Source organism: Shinella sp. OV683 (genome assembly GCF_057787725.1).
This window is the reverse complement of record NZ_CM173543.1, coordinates 1,836,206-1,851,428: the sequence shown is the minus strand read 5'-3', so window position 1 is coordinate 1,851,428 and position 15,223 is coordinate 1,836,206. Positions and strand designations below refer to the sequence as shown.

General features: G+C 58.5%; 12 protein-coding genes and 1 riboswitch. Of the genes, 7 read left to right on the top strand and 5 right to left on the bottom strand.

The annotated features are described in order from the left end of the window. Positions 1-175: 175 nt before the first annotated feature. Positions 176-388, bottom strand: a riboswitch (cobalamin riboswitch). Between the two features lie 179 nt (positions 389-567). Next, the gene (locus tag ACXHRN_RS08805) at positions 568-1,899 is read left to right on the top strand and encodes a M10 family metallopeptidase C-terminal domain-containing protein (RefSeq protein ID WP_488640941.1); all 1,332 of its coding nucleotides are present in this window, start codon (positions 568-570) and stop codon (positions 1,897-1,899) included. A gap of 4 nt (positions 1,900-1,903) precedes the next feature. Here ACXHRN_RS08805 and ACXHRN_RS08800 read toward each other — a convergent pair whose 3' ends face one another. Together ACXHRN_RS08800 and ACXHRN_RS08795 are read right to left on the bottom strand one after the other, a co-directional pair. Beyond that, positions 1,904-2,308 carry a type II toxin-antitoxin system MqsA family antitoxin gene (locus tag ACXHRN_RS08800; RefSeq protein WP_488640940.1) on the bottom strand — a complete coding sequence of 135 codons (405 nt, stop codon included), beginning with the start codon at positions 2,306-2,308 and terminating at the stop codon, positions 1,904-1,906. A gap of 66 nt (positions 2,309-2,374) precedes the next feature. Next, the gene (locus tag ACXHRN_RS08795) at positions 2,375-2,614 is read right to left on the bottom strand and encodes a type II toxin-antitoxin system MqsR family toxin (protein WP_488640939.1); all 240 of its coding nucleotides are present in this window, start codon (positions 2,612-2,614) and stop codon (positions 2,375-2,377) included. Between the two features lie 58 nt (positions 2,615-2,672). Between ACXHRN_RS08795 and ACXHRN_RS08790 the strand changes: the two genes are divergently transcribed. Further along, positions 2,673-3,098, top strand: coding sequence for a cupin domain-containing protein (locus tag ACXHRN_RS08790; protein WP_488640938.1), 426 nt, complete (start codon positions 2,673-2,675; stop codon positions 3,096-3,098). Between the two features lie 16 nt (positions 3,099-3,114). On the opposite strand, the gene ACXHRN_RS08785 is transcribed toward ACXHRN_RS08790, so the two are convergent. Then, positions 3,115-4,320 carry an MFS transporter gene (locus ACXHRN_RS08785; protein ID WP_488640937.1) on the bottom strand — a complete coding sequence of 402 codons (1,206 nt, stop codon included), beginning with the start codon at positions 4,318-4,320 and terminating at the stop codon, positions 3,115-3,117. A gap of 110 nt (positions 4,321-4,430) precedes the next feature. On the opposite strand from ACXHRN_RS08785, the gene ACXHRN_RS08780 reads away from it, so the two are divergent. Further along, the gene (locus ACXHRN_RS08780; RefSeq protein WP_488640936.1) at positions 4,431-5,270 is read left to right on the top strand and encodes an AraC family transcriptional regulator; all 840 of its coding nucleotides are present in this window, start codon (positions 4,431-4,433) and stop codon (positions 5,268-5,270) included. A 20-nt stretch (positions 5,271-5,290) separates the two neighbouring features. Here ACXHRN_RS08780 and ACXHRN_RS08775 read toward each other — a convergent pair whose 3' ends face one another. Further along, positions 5,291-6,532 (bottom strand): class I SAM-dependent methyltransferase, encoded by a 1,242-nt coding sequence (locus ACXHRN_RS08775; RefSeq protein WP_488641865.1) that lies wholly within the window; start codon positions 6,530-6,532, stop codon positions 5,291-5,293. Between the two features lie 177 nt (positions 6,533-6,709). On the opposite strand from ACXHRN_RS08775, the gene ACXHRN_RS08770 reads away from it, so the two are divergent. The 4 genes from ACXHRN_RS08770 to ACXHRN_RS08755 all read left to right on the top strand — a co-directional run bounded on the left by ACXHRN_RS08770 (position 6,710) and on the right by ACXHRN_RS08755 (position 9,112). Further along, a complete protein-coding gene (locus ACXHRN_RS08770; RefSeq protein WP_488640935.1) occupies positions 6,710-6,895 on the top strand; it encodes a hypothetical protein in 186 nt (61 codons plus the stop codon). Between the two features lie 37 nt (positions 6,896-6,932). Beyond that, positions 6,933-7,868 carry a transglutaminase family protein gene (locus ACXHRN_RS08765; protein ID WP_488640934.1) on the top strand — a complete coding sequence of 312 codons (936 nt, stop codon included), beginning with the start codon at positions 6,933-6,935 and terminating at the stop codon, positions 7,866-7,868. A 21-nt stretch (positions 7,869-7,889) separates the two neighbouring features. Further along, entirely contained in the window at positions 7,890-8,750 is an 861-nt protein-coding gene (locus ACXHRN_RS08760) for a transglutaminase-like domain-containing protein (protein ID WP_488640933.1), read from the top strand. A gap of 113 nt (positions 8,751-8,863) precedes the next feature. Beyond that, complete coding sequence (locus ACXHRN_RS08755; RefSeq protein ID WP_488640932.1) at positions 8,864-9,112, top strand: hypothetical protein; 249 nt, start codon at positions 8,864-8,866, stop codon at positions 9,110-9,112. A 36-nt stretch (positions 9,113-9,148) separates the two neighbouring features. On the opposite strand, the gene ACXHRN_RS08750 is transcribed toward ACXHRN_RS08755, so the two are convergent. After that, positions 9,149-15,064: a beta strand repeat-containing protein gene (locus tag ACXHRN_RS08750; RefSeq protein WP_488640931.1), complete on the bottom strand. Its 5,916-nt coding sequence runs from the start codon at positions 15,062-15,064 to the stop codon at positions 9,149-9,151. Between the last annotated feature and the right edge of the window lie 159 nt (positions 15,065-15,223).

Here is a 15,223-nt window from a genome sequence, read left to right as displayed (position 1 = left end):
TCGATATGTCAGGTCATGCGGGGAGATCCGCAGCCGAAAGCGTGCGGTGAAATGATCTGCTCGATCCATGAAGTGCCTCCCGGAGCCTGTCCGGAGGCAAAATTCCATGCAGAGATGCGGACGCAAGGCGCCGTCCGCGCAACCATGTATTTTCCATCGGAACACCCCGTCCGTTGCGGTTTACGTCGAGATGGCAGGTCTCCTGGCTTGCGGGTCGCTGTCGGTTTGCGCCTTCCCGGCTTGCGCCAGTGGCAGAATGCAAACAGACTCACCGCTCACAGTTGCGGGGGCAGCCACGGAATAGGACCCCATTTGGGTCATCCCTACCGTGTTCCCTTTTCAGCCACCGCCCATTGTCTTGGCGGCAGCACCATCGCGGTCATCACTGCCATGCCCTGCCGGCGAAGACAAGATGAACTTCGAGGAATCTCATCCAGCATCCGCTTCATTCGCAATACGTTATGATATTACATAACGTCAATAGTCCTATGCGAATTTTAATGTTCCACGCACAGGTCCTGTTTACCCCTGCCCGATATCATCGCGGCACCATCCAGGGATCGCCGTATGCTGAAGTGGAACATCATCTCCGATCACAAGACCTACAGCACCGAGCGTTTCGAGCTGCTGGTTCTGCTCGAAGGCTCGACCTCACTGCCCTATGTGGATTCGGTGGGCGATGCGACCATCGGCATCGGCTTCAATCTGGTCTACAATCTCGACCCGGTGCTGAAAGCGATGATCGGCGCCAAGCACTGGAGCAACACATTGCGCGACCGGCTCGAGGCGCAGATCGACAAGGACTATTCGAGCGGCCAGAACACCACGCTTCGCGCCAATCTCGACAAGGTTATGGCCGACTGGCACAACAAGTACGACAGCGGCGTGCCGACGACCTTCGCATTCAAGAACGACGCCCAGATCACCAGGGCGCTCGATGCCATGGACGATGACTATGACGACCACATCGACAACTGGATCTCCGGAATTCCCGAATCCAGTGAACGGTCCGCCCTGTTCTCGTTGTGCTGGAATGCGCCCAGCATGCTCGGCCCAAAACTAAAAGCCGCGATCGAAAGCGGTGACCGCGCCGAAGCGTGGTATGAGATCCGCTACAATTCCCTGTCGAGCAGCCTGCCCGCCTCGGTCAAGCCAGCCATTGCCTATCGAAGATATGTCGAGGCCGACGAATTCAATCTCTACGACAGGGACGGCAGCGTTAGATATGCCGAGGCCGTCGAGACCGGCCAGATGCTCGCCAATCATCACGAGCGCATTCTCGGCTACGAGGCGAGCTATAGCCCGCTGAAGGCCGCCGAAATCAAGGGCATCGCGACCATTGGCACAATCGCGACCGAGCTGCAGCCGGCGATCAAGGTGGTGTTGGGCAAGTTCGAGCTGCCAACTTCGAGGCATATGGAAGAACTGCTCGTCGCCAGCAAGACGATCGCCGATATCCATGGCGACGGCACCGCCTACGACAGCAGCAAGAACGATGACGACTTGATAATCGGCACGACAGCATCCAACACGCTCTCGGGCGGCGCCGGCCACGATGTCGTTGTCGGCATCGGCGGCAAGGACACACTGACGGGCGGCGGCGGTGCCGACTGGTTCGTCTTCACGGCGATCAAGGACAGCGCGATCAATTCCGCTGACATCATCACCGATTTCCAGCACGGCACCGACAAGATCGTGCTCAACAAGCTGATGGATGGCATCGGTGCGCATCTGCTCGACAAATCAGCCGATTTCACCGGCGACGCAGGCGAGATCCGCTGGTTTGTGTCGGGGAAGTCGACAAAGGTCGAGATTGATCTCGATGGCGACGGCCATGCCGATATGGGCCTGACACTGACCGGTAAGCTCATCTTGAGCGACGGAGATTTCCTGCTCTAGCGTCTCAGTTCTCAAGCTCCTTGACGAGTTCCGGATGCCGGTCGAGCAACCGCATCAGCTTTGCCGCAGGCCCGCTTGGCATGACGAGACCGCGTTCATACTTGTCGAATGCCCTCTCACCCACGCCGAACAGTTGCCCAGCCTTACGCTGCGACAGTTTCAATTTCGTTCGAAGTCCGCGAATTGTCGCCGGCGCCGGGATGCCATCGATTTCCTCGCGCAAACCACGCAGCGCATCGTCCACCACCTGCATGTCTGCACCAACATGGACCGCTTCTCCGTCGCCTTGCGGATAGTATCCAGGCAGGCCGACCTCAACGCTATGTCCTTTGTAGGTCACGGCGAAATTTCTGATATCACGACGCAAGACTTCACCGGTGTCTGGAGAGATCATCGTTTCAGCGTCCATCTCACTTCTCCTTGAACGACACGACCCGAAACTCGGTCACCGTATCGGCTTGAAACTTCACATAGATCAGCCACCCGTCGTAGGCACGTGGTAGACGTCCTGCCATATCCGATGATCGAAATTAGTGGTCATCGATTTGAAGAACATCTTTGATGTGGTGGACCGGATGACCTCCACGATCCCAATCCGGTCGAAGCCCATCTCAATTGCGCCTTTCAGAGCCGTGGTCGTCAACGCCAGCCGGTCGACATTGCCGATCGACTTCTTGATCGCCTCGAGATTATAAGTGGGGCGAAGCTTTTCCATCACAAAAATATGACACCATTATGGTGTCGTTGACAAGACACCGACAGCAGGGAAATTCATGACGACCGCAGCCGACATCATCTCCGCCCTCAAGCTCGAACCGCATCCGGAAGGTGGATGGTATATCCAGACGTTCAAGGACGAATCCGGCGTGGATGGTAGGGCGCGATCAACGGCGATCTTTTATCTGCTGGCGGCAGGTAGCAGGTCTCATTGGCATAAGGTCGATGCAGTGGAGATCTGGCATTACTATGCCGGAGCACCGCTCGAGCTCAGTCTGTCGATGGATGGCAAGGAGACGCGTGCGCTGGTGCTCGGGCCGGATGTTCTGGCTGGCCAGACACCACAGGGCATTGTCCGGCAGGACGAGTGGCAGAGCGCCAGAAGCCTTGGCGAGTGGACGCTGGTCGGCTGTACGGTAGCGCCGGGCTTCGAATTCTCGGGCTTCGAGATGGCGCCCCCGGCCTGGGAGCCGGGAGCCTGATTTCTTGTAACGCGCCTTAGGCGTGCGCCTGCTTCGGCAGGCGCGGCAGAAAGATGGTCAACAGACCCAAAAGCGGCAGATACGAGCAGATCTCGTAGACGAAGGCGATGCCATGCGTGTCGGCGAATTTGCCGAGGAAGGCCGCGCCCAGTCCACCCGCACCGAATGCAAAGCCGAAGAAGATGCCGGCGATCAGGCCAACCCGTCCCGGTATCAGTTCCTGTGCGAACACCACGATCGCCGAAAATGCCGAGGCAAAGATCAGGCCGATAACCACGCTGAGCACACAGGTCCAGAACAGATTGGCATAGGGCAGCATCAACGCAAACGGAATAACGCCGAGGATCGAGAACCAGATCACGAACCGCGCACCGAACCTGTCACCGATCGGTCCACCGAGGAAGGTGCCGGCGGCGACGGAGCCCAAGAACAGGAACAGCATCAACTGCGAATTCTGCACGCTCATGCCGAAGCGCTCAATCACGTAGAAGGTGAAGTAGCTGGAAATGCTCGACATATAGACATTCTTCGTCGCGGTCAGCAGCACCAGGATCGCAAACGCCCAGAGCACGCGGTTCTTCGACAGCGGCAGGGCGCGGCTGACTGGCGCCTTAGTCGCGGACTGCTTGCGATGCTCGACATACCAGCGACCAACCCAGCTCAAGATCAGGATGCCAACCATGGCGATCACCGAGAGCCATGCGACGCTGCCCTGTCCGTTGGGCAGCACGATGAAGGCCGCGATCAGCGGGCCGATGGCCTGGCCGGCATTGCCGCCGACCTGGAACAGTGACTGCGCAAAGCCATGCCGACCACCCGAAGCCAACCGCGCGATGCGTGACGATTCAGGATGGAACACCGCCGAGCCGAAGCCGATCAAGCTCGCGGCAATCAAGAGGACCGTGAAGTTGTGCGCATTGCCCAGCAGGATCAGCCCGAAGAACGTGCTCGCCATGCCGACGGGTAAGGCATAGGGCATGGCCTTGCGGTCCGTGACGATGCCAACGATTGGCTGCAACAAGGACGCGGTGATCTGGAAGGTAAGGGTCAGCAGGCCAATCTGCACGAAGTCGAGATTATAGTTCTCTTTGAAAAGCGGATATAGCGATGCGAGTAGCGACTGCATGATATCGTTGAGCAGGTGGCCGAAGCTCACTGCAAACAGAATGGACAAGGTCGCCTTTTGAAACCGGGGGACTGCCCCCTCTATCGCTATCGTCATCAGAACTTCCTCTTGGGTCGCAGTCTTTCCGCCGCGAACGAGGTGTCTTAACGCGATTGCATGTGACCTTCTTTTGTGATTTGGTCCATTTCTTTCGCGTTTGGGCCAAAATGAAAAAACTGTCGCCGCAGCTTCTGGAAACGCTGCATGAGAATCATCATCGCAACATCGCCTGGATGGAGCGCTCGAACGCCGACGTGCTGGTCCACAGTTCGGAAGATCCGCCGGGTTATGTCGTGCCGACGCACAGCCACAGCCGCACGCAATTGCTATGCGTATTTTCTGGCGTCGTGCTGGTCACCACCGAGAAGGGGCGCTGGATGATGCCTCCCGGCCATGCTTTGCTGATCCCGGCGCGACTGCTGCATTCCGTCGAGATGTTGAGCGAGGTGACGATGAAATCCGTCTACATGTTCGACAAGCCGGGTGATACGCCGGCCATCGCGCCCAGGGTGCTGGAGGTGACCGATCTTGCCCGCAGTCTCGTACTGGAAGCAATCCGCCTGCGCGAGGCTCAACAATCCGACCGCAAGGCCGATCTGGTGCTGACACTGCTCATCGAGGAGATCGCGACCCTAGTCGAGCGCCCGCTCAGCCTGCCCTTCCCAGCAGATCGTCGCCTGTCCGCTCTCTGCCGCGACTATATGGCAAACCCCTCGCCCAATGTCCGGCTCGACGACTGGGCGGAAAAGCTGGCCATGAGCAGGCGCACGTTCACGCGCTTCTTCCGGGAGCAGACAGGCATCAGCTTCGTCACATGGCGTCAGCAGGCCAGTGTCTTCGCCTGCCTGCCGATGCTCGCCGAAGGGGTGCCCGTGACGCTGGTTGCCATGGAGGCCGGCTACGAGAATGTAGCAGCCTTTACAACCATGTTCCGCCGCATGCTGGGCAGCGCCCCACGCTCCTATATGGTAGAACGCCACGCCTTTGGCCGGGCGTATAGTGGCTGAAGCGGTGGTGGCGATAAATCTCAAAACAACAGGTTCAGCGCCTTCTCTTTTTCGATATAGGCGCGCTGCGTGTCGGTGATGTAGTCGCGAACGACGGGCGCCGCGTCGCGCTTGCGCGACAGTTGCAGGTGGAACACCAACTGGCTGCCAGTGCGGAACATCATCTCGGCAGATATCAGGTAGAATTCCCACATCCGTGCGAAGCGCTCGTCATACATCGCCACGACCTTGTCGCGATTGGCATCAAAGCGCTCGCCCCAGTGCTTCAGCGTCGTGGCGTAATGCACCCGCAGGAATTCGAGATCTGTGACCCACAGCTGGTTCTGCTCGAGCACCGGAAACACTTCCGACAGAGCAGGCGAATAGGCGCCGGGGAAGATGTACTTCCGCAGCCAGGCACTCGCCATGCCGGGCGGGCTCATGTGACCGATCGAATGCAGCACCATGACGCCGTCATCCGGCAGCAGCGAATTCACCTTCTTGAAGAACTCGTCGTAGTGGTGAACGCCCACATGCTCGAACATACCCACCGACACGATGCGGTCGAACGGCCCGGTGACATCGCGGTAATCGCGCAGTTCGAAGCGCACGCGGCCTTCCATGCCCGCAGCCTTGGCGCGCTCTGTGGCGAGCGCCTGCTGTTCCTTGGAAAGCGTGACGCCCAGCACTTCAACATCCTCGAGTGCAGCGAGATAAAGCGCCAGATCACCCCAGCCGCAGCCGATATCCAGCACTTTCATGCCCGGCCTCAGCCCCAGCTTGCTGGCCAGCAGCCTTAGCTTGTTGCGTTGCGCCTCCTCCAGCGTCTCCGCGGGATCGCGGAAATAGGCGCAGGAATACAGCATGTTCTTGTCGAGGAAGAGCTTGTAGAATTCATTGCCGAGATCGTAGTGATGGGCGACATTCTGCTGCGCCTGGCCCTTGCGATTGGATTGCTGCTTCTTGCGGAATTTCATCCGGATCGCCCGCAATATCTTCTGGAGGGGATATGAACCCAACGACAACCTGTTGGTCGAAAACAGCTGCAGGAAATCCCTGAGCGTCGATCCCTCTTCGAACCGCATCGTGCCGTTCATATAGGCTTCGCCGGCCGCAAGCTCGGAATTGAAGACCAGGCTCTTATAGAGCTTCTTGTCCGTCAGCCGCATCGTCACATGCAGGCCCGGTTCGCCCTCGAAAACATGGCGTTTGCCATCGGCGTCAATAACTGTCAAACGTCCTTTGCGGATGAAAGCCTTCATCATGTGGGCGAGTGGAAACATGCGCACCTCACGCTTGAGAAAAATCTTCGTCACGCGAGTTATGCAACTAAATTAGCCGAACGCCACCCCAAAAACACAAAGCAGGCATTTGATTCAACAAGATGGAACTATCCGAGCGGCACCGCCGTTAGCCGGAAGTACCTTCGAACCGAATGCAAGACGTGAATGGAGTGCGTGATGCCAGGACGATATCCGGAAGCCGAAGACAGGGACGAACAGGCCGCCAATGCCGACTCAGTGGTGATCGACATGCAGCAGTTCCGCAAGAGCCGCAAGATTGTCGAATACGATACCAATGCCAACCAGCGGCCAAGGCCGACTGGCGGAAGCGGCGCCGGCGCCAGAAACGAGCCCGTGGAATAGATCTTCGCCTCCCGCTGGCGGAGGACCGAGGAAATACATGACGATATATGCCGTCCGGCACATCACCGACTACCGCTACCGGCGGCCGGTCGAATTCGGCGAACATCGCTTGATGTTCCGCCCGCGCGACAGCTATGACCAGACACTTCTCGGCGCGACGCTCCACGTGGAGCCTGCGCCGGAAAATATCCGCTGGATCCACGATGTATTCGGCAACTGCGTCGCCATCGTCACCTTTGGGGCGCCTTCGAACCATCTGCGGTTCGAGACCAATATCAGGCTCGATCACAGCACGATCGCTCCGCTCGATTTCGAAATCAACGACGCGGCGCGCACCTATCCCTTCGCCTACGATCCCGACGAGGCACCGGACCTCGAGCCGCTCTGGACGCGCCACTACCCCGACATCAATGATGATCTCGGTCATTGGACGCGACGGTTCCTGAAGCTCGGAAAGCCGACGGACACCGGCCACCTGCTGATGACCTTGTGCTATGCGATCCGCGAGAGCTTCATCTACTCGAAGCGCATTGAGCGGGGAACGCAAACGCCGCTGGAAACCTTGTCGAAACGCCAGGGCACCTGTCGCGATTTCGCCGTGTTGATGATGGAAGCGGCGCGAACGCTCGGCCTAGCCGCCCGTTTCGTCACCGGCTACATCTATGTGCCGGAACGCGACGGTTCGACGACGCGTGGCGGCGGTTCGACGCACGCCTGGTGCCAGGTCTATCTGCCCGGTGCCGGTTGGGTCGAGTTCGACCCGACCAACGGCATTGTCGGCAACCGTGACCTGATCCGCGTCGGCGTAGCGCGTTTGGCGAGCCAGGCAATCCCGCTCTATGGCAGCTTCGACGGCGAACTCGAAGACTGCACCGACATGGATGTGCAGGTCAATGTGGTGACCCAGCAGCCGGATTTGCCCCAGCGGCGACTGGAACCCAATGCGGCCCGAGGCGTTAGGGAAGCATCGTAGTACTGACGGGAAGAACCACTGATGAAGATACGCGCCGGCTTTCGCCTTGGCTATGAATGCACCCAGCCGACACCGATGCTTCTGGTCCTCAACATCCACCCTTCCCGCCGCATCGATCTGCTCACCGAGCAAGTCCTGACCTTCGATCCGCCGATCGACTGCTGGGAATATGTCGACAGTTTCGGCAACGCCTGCAATCGCATCCTGGCACCCGCGGGCCTGACGACGATCTCCACCGAGTTCGAGATCTATGACAGCGGCCTGCCCGATCCCGTTCCGGAGGATGCCGTGCAGCATGCGATCCAGGACCTGCCGGATGAAGTGTTGCCCTTTCTGCTCGGCAGTCGCTATTGCGAGACCGACCGCATGGGCGATTTCGCCTGGACGACCTTCTCCCAAACACCGCTGGGCTGGGCGCGTGTGCAGGCGATCCTCGATTTTGTCCATGACCACATCGCCTTCGACTACCTGAAAGCGGATGCGACCCGCACCGCACATGGCGGCTACACCGATGGCACCGGCGTCTGCCGCGACTTTGCCCATCTCGCGATCACGCTGTGCCGCTGCATGAATATCCCTGCCCGCTATTGCACCGGCTATCTCGGCGATATCGGCGTGCCCCCCGATCCGGCGCCAATGGATTTCAACGCATGGTTCGAGGTCTATCTCAGCGGCCGCTGGCACACCGTCGACGCCCGGCACAACACTCCCCGCATTGGCCGCATACTCATGGCAACCGGGCGCGATGCCACCGATGTAGCACTGTCGACCAGCTTCGGCCCGAGCCTGCTGACGCATTTCGAGGTGATCACCGAAGAGGTCGGAAACGCCGAGCGCGAAATCCCGGAAGCCGCCGCTCCGCGGCTTCGAAGCGCAGGTTGATGCGCAGCGCGGGCTGACATGCTCGCGCGTTGCCAACTCGCTGCTCCTGCGATCGTCGACAAGTCGGCCCACCGATCCGATATCTCGCTGAAGCAACAAGGGAGGAAACGGCCATGACTCCGGAAGCGATGGAAGGCAAGCTCAACGCCTATCGGGGGATTTTGATCTCGCTGCTTTCCCTTCTCGTCAATGACGAGAAATACAAACCTTTGTTCGACGAACTTGAAAGCGACGCGCTGTTTCAGGACGGCGAGGAAGATCCCGGCACCGTCCCGAGCGAAGGCTACGCCACCGACGCAGCCGCAGCAGCGGAAATCCGCTCGCTGATCGATGCGGCCAGAGCCAGATCGAAATACCGCTGACCTCGTGGGTGGCTAAGGCAGGTAGTCGGACTCCTGCTAAAGCAGGTAGTCGGACTCCCCAAATGAGCCGCCCAGCGCCGATGGCGCGTGCCCCTCAGCGTGAGTATCAATTTCGTAATGAGCCGCAGATTTTGCTCTTCCGGGGAAGTCGAAACCGTCATTCACATCGTGAACATTGAAGCGGAGGCTTTCCGAATCCTCGAAACTGTTGCCGATTGACTTGTCATCCACCCGCACTTTGACATCGAGGTGGCGGTTGGTTTCAAAATCGAGTGAAACGCCGGCTCTCAAATAGAGTGCGCCGCCGGAAATGCGAAAGTACCAGGCGTCGTCGCCCGCGAGGTAGAGCTTATTTGTCCCCAGGCTGTCATCGGTAACGACAATATCGGCAACCTTGCGATCTGCGCCGAGAACGGTATTCTCCGGAAGTGATTTGAGCACCTGTATCAGCTGCAGCTTGGGCGCTTCGTTGACATCCGTCACCTTCAGCTGGAAATTCTTCGTCACCTCCGGCTGGTTGCCATTGATCGAAGGATCGTTCAACTCGACTGAAACGGAGTACGTCTTCTTGTCTTCGTAGTCGAGATCGACGCCGCGTCTGAGATAGAGGCCATCACCGGAAATCTTGAAATATTTGGCATCCGCACCCGACAGGCTGAGCTCGTCCTTCCCGAGAGCGTCGTCAGAGATGACGATATCCGCAACCCGGCGATCGCTCGAGGTCGATGCAGATTCGGCAAGTGATTTCACCTGGTTTGCCAGCTTCATCTCCGGCGCTTCATTGATGTCTGTAAGCCTCAGCTGGAAGTTCTTGGTAAGTTCGGGATGATTGCCATTGATCGTCGGGTCGTTGACTTCGACTGTGACGTTGTAGGTCTTCTTGTCCTCGTAATCGAGATCGACGTCCTGCTTGAGATAGAGAGTGTCGCCGACGATGCGGAAATATTTGGCATCCTCGCCCGACAGGCTGAGCTCGTTGGTACCGAGATTGTCGTCGGTAACGCCGATGTCGGCGAGCTTGATCTGCGAGTTGGTGTTGGTGTTTTCAGCGATCGTATTTGTCACATGGCTGAACGAGATCGCCGTCGGCGCATCGTTGATCTCGGTGACGCTGAAATTGAACGTCGACGGTGTCGGCGTGGAGCTATCTTCATTGCCGTCTTCAACCACCACGTCGAATGAGCCGATGGTGGTTTGCGAACCATCGTGTTTGAAAGTGACCAATCCATCCGTCAGCTGTTGGCCGGTAAAGCTGGTGGCAATGACGCCATTCACCAGCACCTTGCCATTGGCCAGGTTCGAAATGGTGAACGTCACGTCGCTCGGATCGTCGTCCGGATCGGTATAGCTGAGATCGGACGATGTCAGCGCGTAGTTTTGACCGTTGCCGATCGTCGCAGCGAGATCGCCACCCAGCACGGGCGCGTCGTTGACGGGCGTGATCGTGAAATTGAAGGTCGATGGCGTGGGCGTCGAGCCGTCTTCGTCGCCGTCCTCGACAGCCACCTCGAACGAGGCGGTCGCGGCTTCTCCGGCATCATGGACGAATGTGACCAAGCCGCCCTGCAACTCCGCAAAGGTGAAACTGCCAGCCGCAACGCCACTGACCTGCAAGCTACCGTGGCTGAGATTGGAGATCGTGAATATCACGCCGATCGAAGTGTCGTCCGCGTCGGTGAAATTCAGATCGGTCGTGGTCAACTGATAAGTGTCGCCTTCGAGCATGGTTGCGGTGAGATCGCCAGCGACGATCGGAGCATCGTTGACCGGCGTGACCGTGAAGTTGAAAGTCGATTCACTCGGCGTCGAGTTGTCTTCATTGCCGTCTTCGACGGATACCTTGAAGGAAGCGGCAGAAGCCTCCGAGCCATCATGCAGCACCGAAACCAACCCATTGGCGAGCTGCAGGCCGGTGAAGCTGGTGGCCATCACGCCATCGACCTTGAGCGTGATACCGCTGAGATCGGAAACCGTGAATATCACGCCGCTAGCGGTGTCGTCGGCATCGGTAAAGCCGAGATCGGCCGACGTCAGGGTGTAGGTGCCCCCCTCCGCAACAGTGGCCGCGAGATCGCCCGTCAGCACCGGCGCATCGTTGATGGCGTTGACAGTGAAATTGAAGGTCGATGAGCTCGGTGTTGAACCATCCTCAATGCCGTCGTCGACGGACACATCGAATGAACCTGTCCCGGTATCGCTGCCATCATGCTGAACGGAAACCAGGCCGTCTATCAGCTGCTGTCCGGTAAAGGTGGTGGCGGCAACGCCATTGACGGTCATAGTCAAGCCGCTGAGGTTCGAAATGGTGAAGGTCACCCCACTGGCGATGTCATCCGGGTCGGTAAAACCGAGATCGCTCGATGTCAGCTCGTAGCTGCCGCCTTCGATGATGACGGCGGCAAGATCGCCGGTCAGCACCGGCGCATCGTTGACAGGCGTTACAGTCAGATTGAAGGTCGAGGCGACGGGCGTGGACGCATCTTCGTTGCCGTCCTCGACGGACACATCGAAGGACGCAGCCGTTGTTTCGCCGCCATCATGGGTGAACGTTACCAGCCCACCCGTGAGCTGAGCATAGGTGAAAGTTGTAGCGGCTGCACCGTTGACCAGCAGCGTACCGTGGCTGAGGTTTGAAACCGTAAACGTCACGCCACTGGAAGTATCGTCCGTATCGGAGAAATTGAGGTCCGTCGTCGTCAGCGTATAGCTGCCGCCTTCCAGCACTGTGCCAGCCAGATCTCCGTTGACCACGGGCGCATCGTTGACCGGGGTGACCGTCAGGTTGAATGTCGATGACGTCGGCGTGGAGGCATCCTCGTTGCCGTCATCGACGGAAACGTCGAACGACGCCGACGTGGTTTCCGAGCCATTGTGCTGGATCACCACGAGCCCGTCCGTCAATTGCTGACCGGTAAAGCTGGTTGCGGCAACGCCATTCACCAACACGGTGACATAGGTCGCATTGGAGATCGTGAAGGTGACGCCGGTCGCGATGTCGTCGACATCGGTGTAACCGAGATCGCTCGATGTCAACGTATAGCTGCCGCCTTCCGCAAGGGTGGCCGTCAGATCGCCGGTGAGTACCGGGGCATCGTTGACCGCGCTGACGGTGAAATTGAAGGTGGATTGCGTTGGCGTGGAACTGTCTTCATTGCCGTCTTCAACCGACACCTTGAAGGACGCCGTCGTCGTCTCGCCGCCATCGTGCTGGAAGGAGACCAGGCCGTCGGCGAGCTGCTGGCCGGTGAAGCTGGTGGCTGCAACGCCGTTGACGGTCATCGTCACGCCGCTGATGTTCGACACGGTAAATGTCACGTCGGCGGCGATATCGTCAGCATCCGTGTATCCGAGATCGGCAGATGTCAGCTGATAGGCCCCGCCTTCGCTGATCGTCGCGGCAAGATCGCCCGTCAGCACCGGCGCATCATTGACCGCGGTGACGGTGAAATTGAAGGTCGACGGCGTCGGTGTCGAATTGTCCTCGTTTCCATCCTCTACAGATACGCTGAAGGACGCCGTGCCCGTCTCATCGCCATTCTGCTCGAATGTCACGACACCGCTCTGGAGCTGCGCATAGGTAAAGGTGGTCGCCGCCGAACCATTGACCAGCACCGTGCCGTGGCTGAGGCTGGAGACTGTGAAAGTGACACCCGTGGAGGTGTCATCTGCATCGGTGTAACCGATGTCGGTCGTCGTCAGCGTATAGCTGCCGCCTTCCACCACGGTCGCGCTGAGGTCGCCCGTCAGCGTGGGAGGCAGATTTGCCGGGCCTACCGTGAAGTTGAAGGTTGATTGCGTCGGCGTCGAGCTGTCTTCATTACCGTCTTCGACCGATACCTTGAACGATGCGGCCAGAGTGCTGGTGCCATCGTGATGAAAACTCACCAGGCCGCTGGCCAGCTGCTGGCCTGTAAAGCTGTTGGCAGCAACCCCATTCACCCACACGGTACCGTTTGTCAGGTTCGTCACGGTGAAGGTGACGCCGCTTGCGGTATCGTCGATGTCGGTGAAATTGAGATCGGTGGTCGTCAGGACGTAGGACGCGCCGTTGTTCATGCTCGCTGCAAGGTCACCCGTCAGGACCGGCGCGTCGTTGACGGCGGTCACCGCCAAGCTGAACGTCGAATTGCTCGGAGTAGAATTGTCCTCATTGCCATCCTCCACCGAAATACTGAACGAGGCAGATGACGTCTCGCCTCCGTCATGGGTGAAGACGACGAGACCGCCAATCAGCTGGCTGTAGGTAAAGCTTGTCTGAGAAACGCCGTTGACCGTCAACGTGCCGTGGCTGAGGTTCGAAACGGTGAAGGTAACGCCGCTCGAGGTGTCGTCCGGATCGCTATAGTTGATATCGGACGATGTCAGCGTATAGCTGCCGCCTTCAAGCACAGTCGCACCAAGGTCGCCGGCCATCACTGGCGCGTCGTTGACGGTGTCGATGGTGATCGTGTTCTGGCCGGTGTTCTGGCCGACCGGATTGCCGGAAGCGCCATCATTGACCTGCCAGGTGATCGTGCGCGTGGTATTGCTGCCGGAGTTGGTGGGGTTGTTGCTGTTGGCAACGAAACGGATATCGCCGAGCACCTGCTCGTAATGGGCGATGGTATCATAACCCGTCAGCGTCATCGTCTGGTTGCCGCTGCCATCGGTGCTGATCGACACGACGATGTTGGTGCCGCTGATCGTGCCGCTGGTGACGCCTGCCACCGAAAGCTGGTCGCCGCTGCCGGCAAAGCTTCCGCTGGTCTTGACGGTGGCGCTGGCCAGATGATTGCCATCGACATCTGTGATGGTGGGATCGGCAATCAGTAGCGTGTAATTGGTCTGTTCGACCGCATGCGCACTGCTCGCCGAAAGGCTGAGAGAGGCGAGACTGTCAAAGATCATGCCGCTCAGATTGGTGTAGTTCTCCGTGAATGTCGGAGAGATGGTGTCGATCAGCGTCGCTGACGTGCCGGCGCCATTGAGCTGGAAAACCAGGATTGCATCATCGCTGCCGCTACTGTCCACGCCCTGCTCGGATTCGACGTAGAGGATGCGATTGACTTCGTCGAGCTGCATGTCGCCGGGATAGAAATTTGCGGTGTTGACGCCGCTCAGCGTGACCTTGGTCGCAGCCGTGCTGCCATTGGCCGAGGTGCTGATATACCAGATCGCGTTTTGCGCCGTATTGCCGCCGCCCGGCTCCTCCTCCTGCGTCGTGAAGTAGACCAGGCCGTGGCTGGAATCGACTTCCACGTCGATGATGAAACCATTGGCGGTGACAAAGTCAGAGCCGTTGCCATCCAACGCAAATTGCGATTGCTGCAGCACCGGTGTGGCCGCCGCGGTGGGATTGTCGAGATCGATCTTCCAGATCAGGTTGGATTCAAATCCATCCCCGAGAGTGAGCTGGGTGAAATAAAGCGTGTTGGTTGACAGATCCAGATCGAAATCGCGCGGCGCCATCACGTCGACGCCGCTGGCCACGCTCGATTGGATATTGGCCGTCGCCTGGGTAACGATGAAGCTGTTGTTGATGGTACCATTCATGGGCACCGCGGCACCGGTGGTCGGATTGTAGTTGAACTGGATGACGCCCTGGAGACTGTTGTTCAGATCAACGTCGGTATAGCTGACATAAAGACGGTTGGTGGTCGGGTCGATCAAAATCGCGTTGACGAGATCGTCAGCCGGGAAGGTTTGAATGACGGTCGGCGCGGCGGAACTGCCGATATGCCCCATCAGCAGGGTGGCGGTGTCGCCGTTGCCGCCATTGTTCAGAATGTAATAAAGCCCGGCAGCTGAATCGATTGCGATGTCCTGCGGAAAAGCACCGCCGAGCGGTTCCGGCAGGGCGCCGTCGTTTTGCAGTAGCGTCGTGGCGCCGGTTTTGTCGCTGTTTATGAATGCGAGCCGGGCGTCAGCATTGCTGCCCTGCGATAAATACCAAAGCTGCCCATTGACCGCCATATGCGTTCTCCATCCCGAGAATTTTTTCTGAAGGTTTATTGATGCAATGAATTACCCGCCGCTCGTCACAGCAGTATTTTATTAACTGATAAAGAAATCGCGTGAAAATTGCAATGAGAGGGGCGAGTCGTCCCAATAAAAGTCAATTTTAGGTTTTGC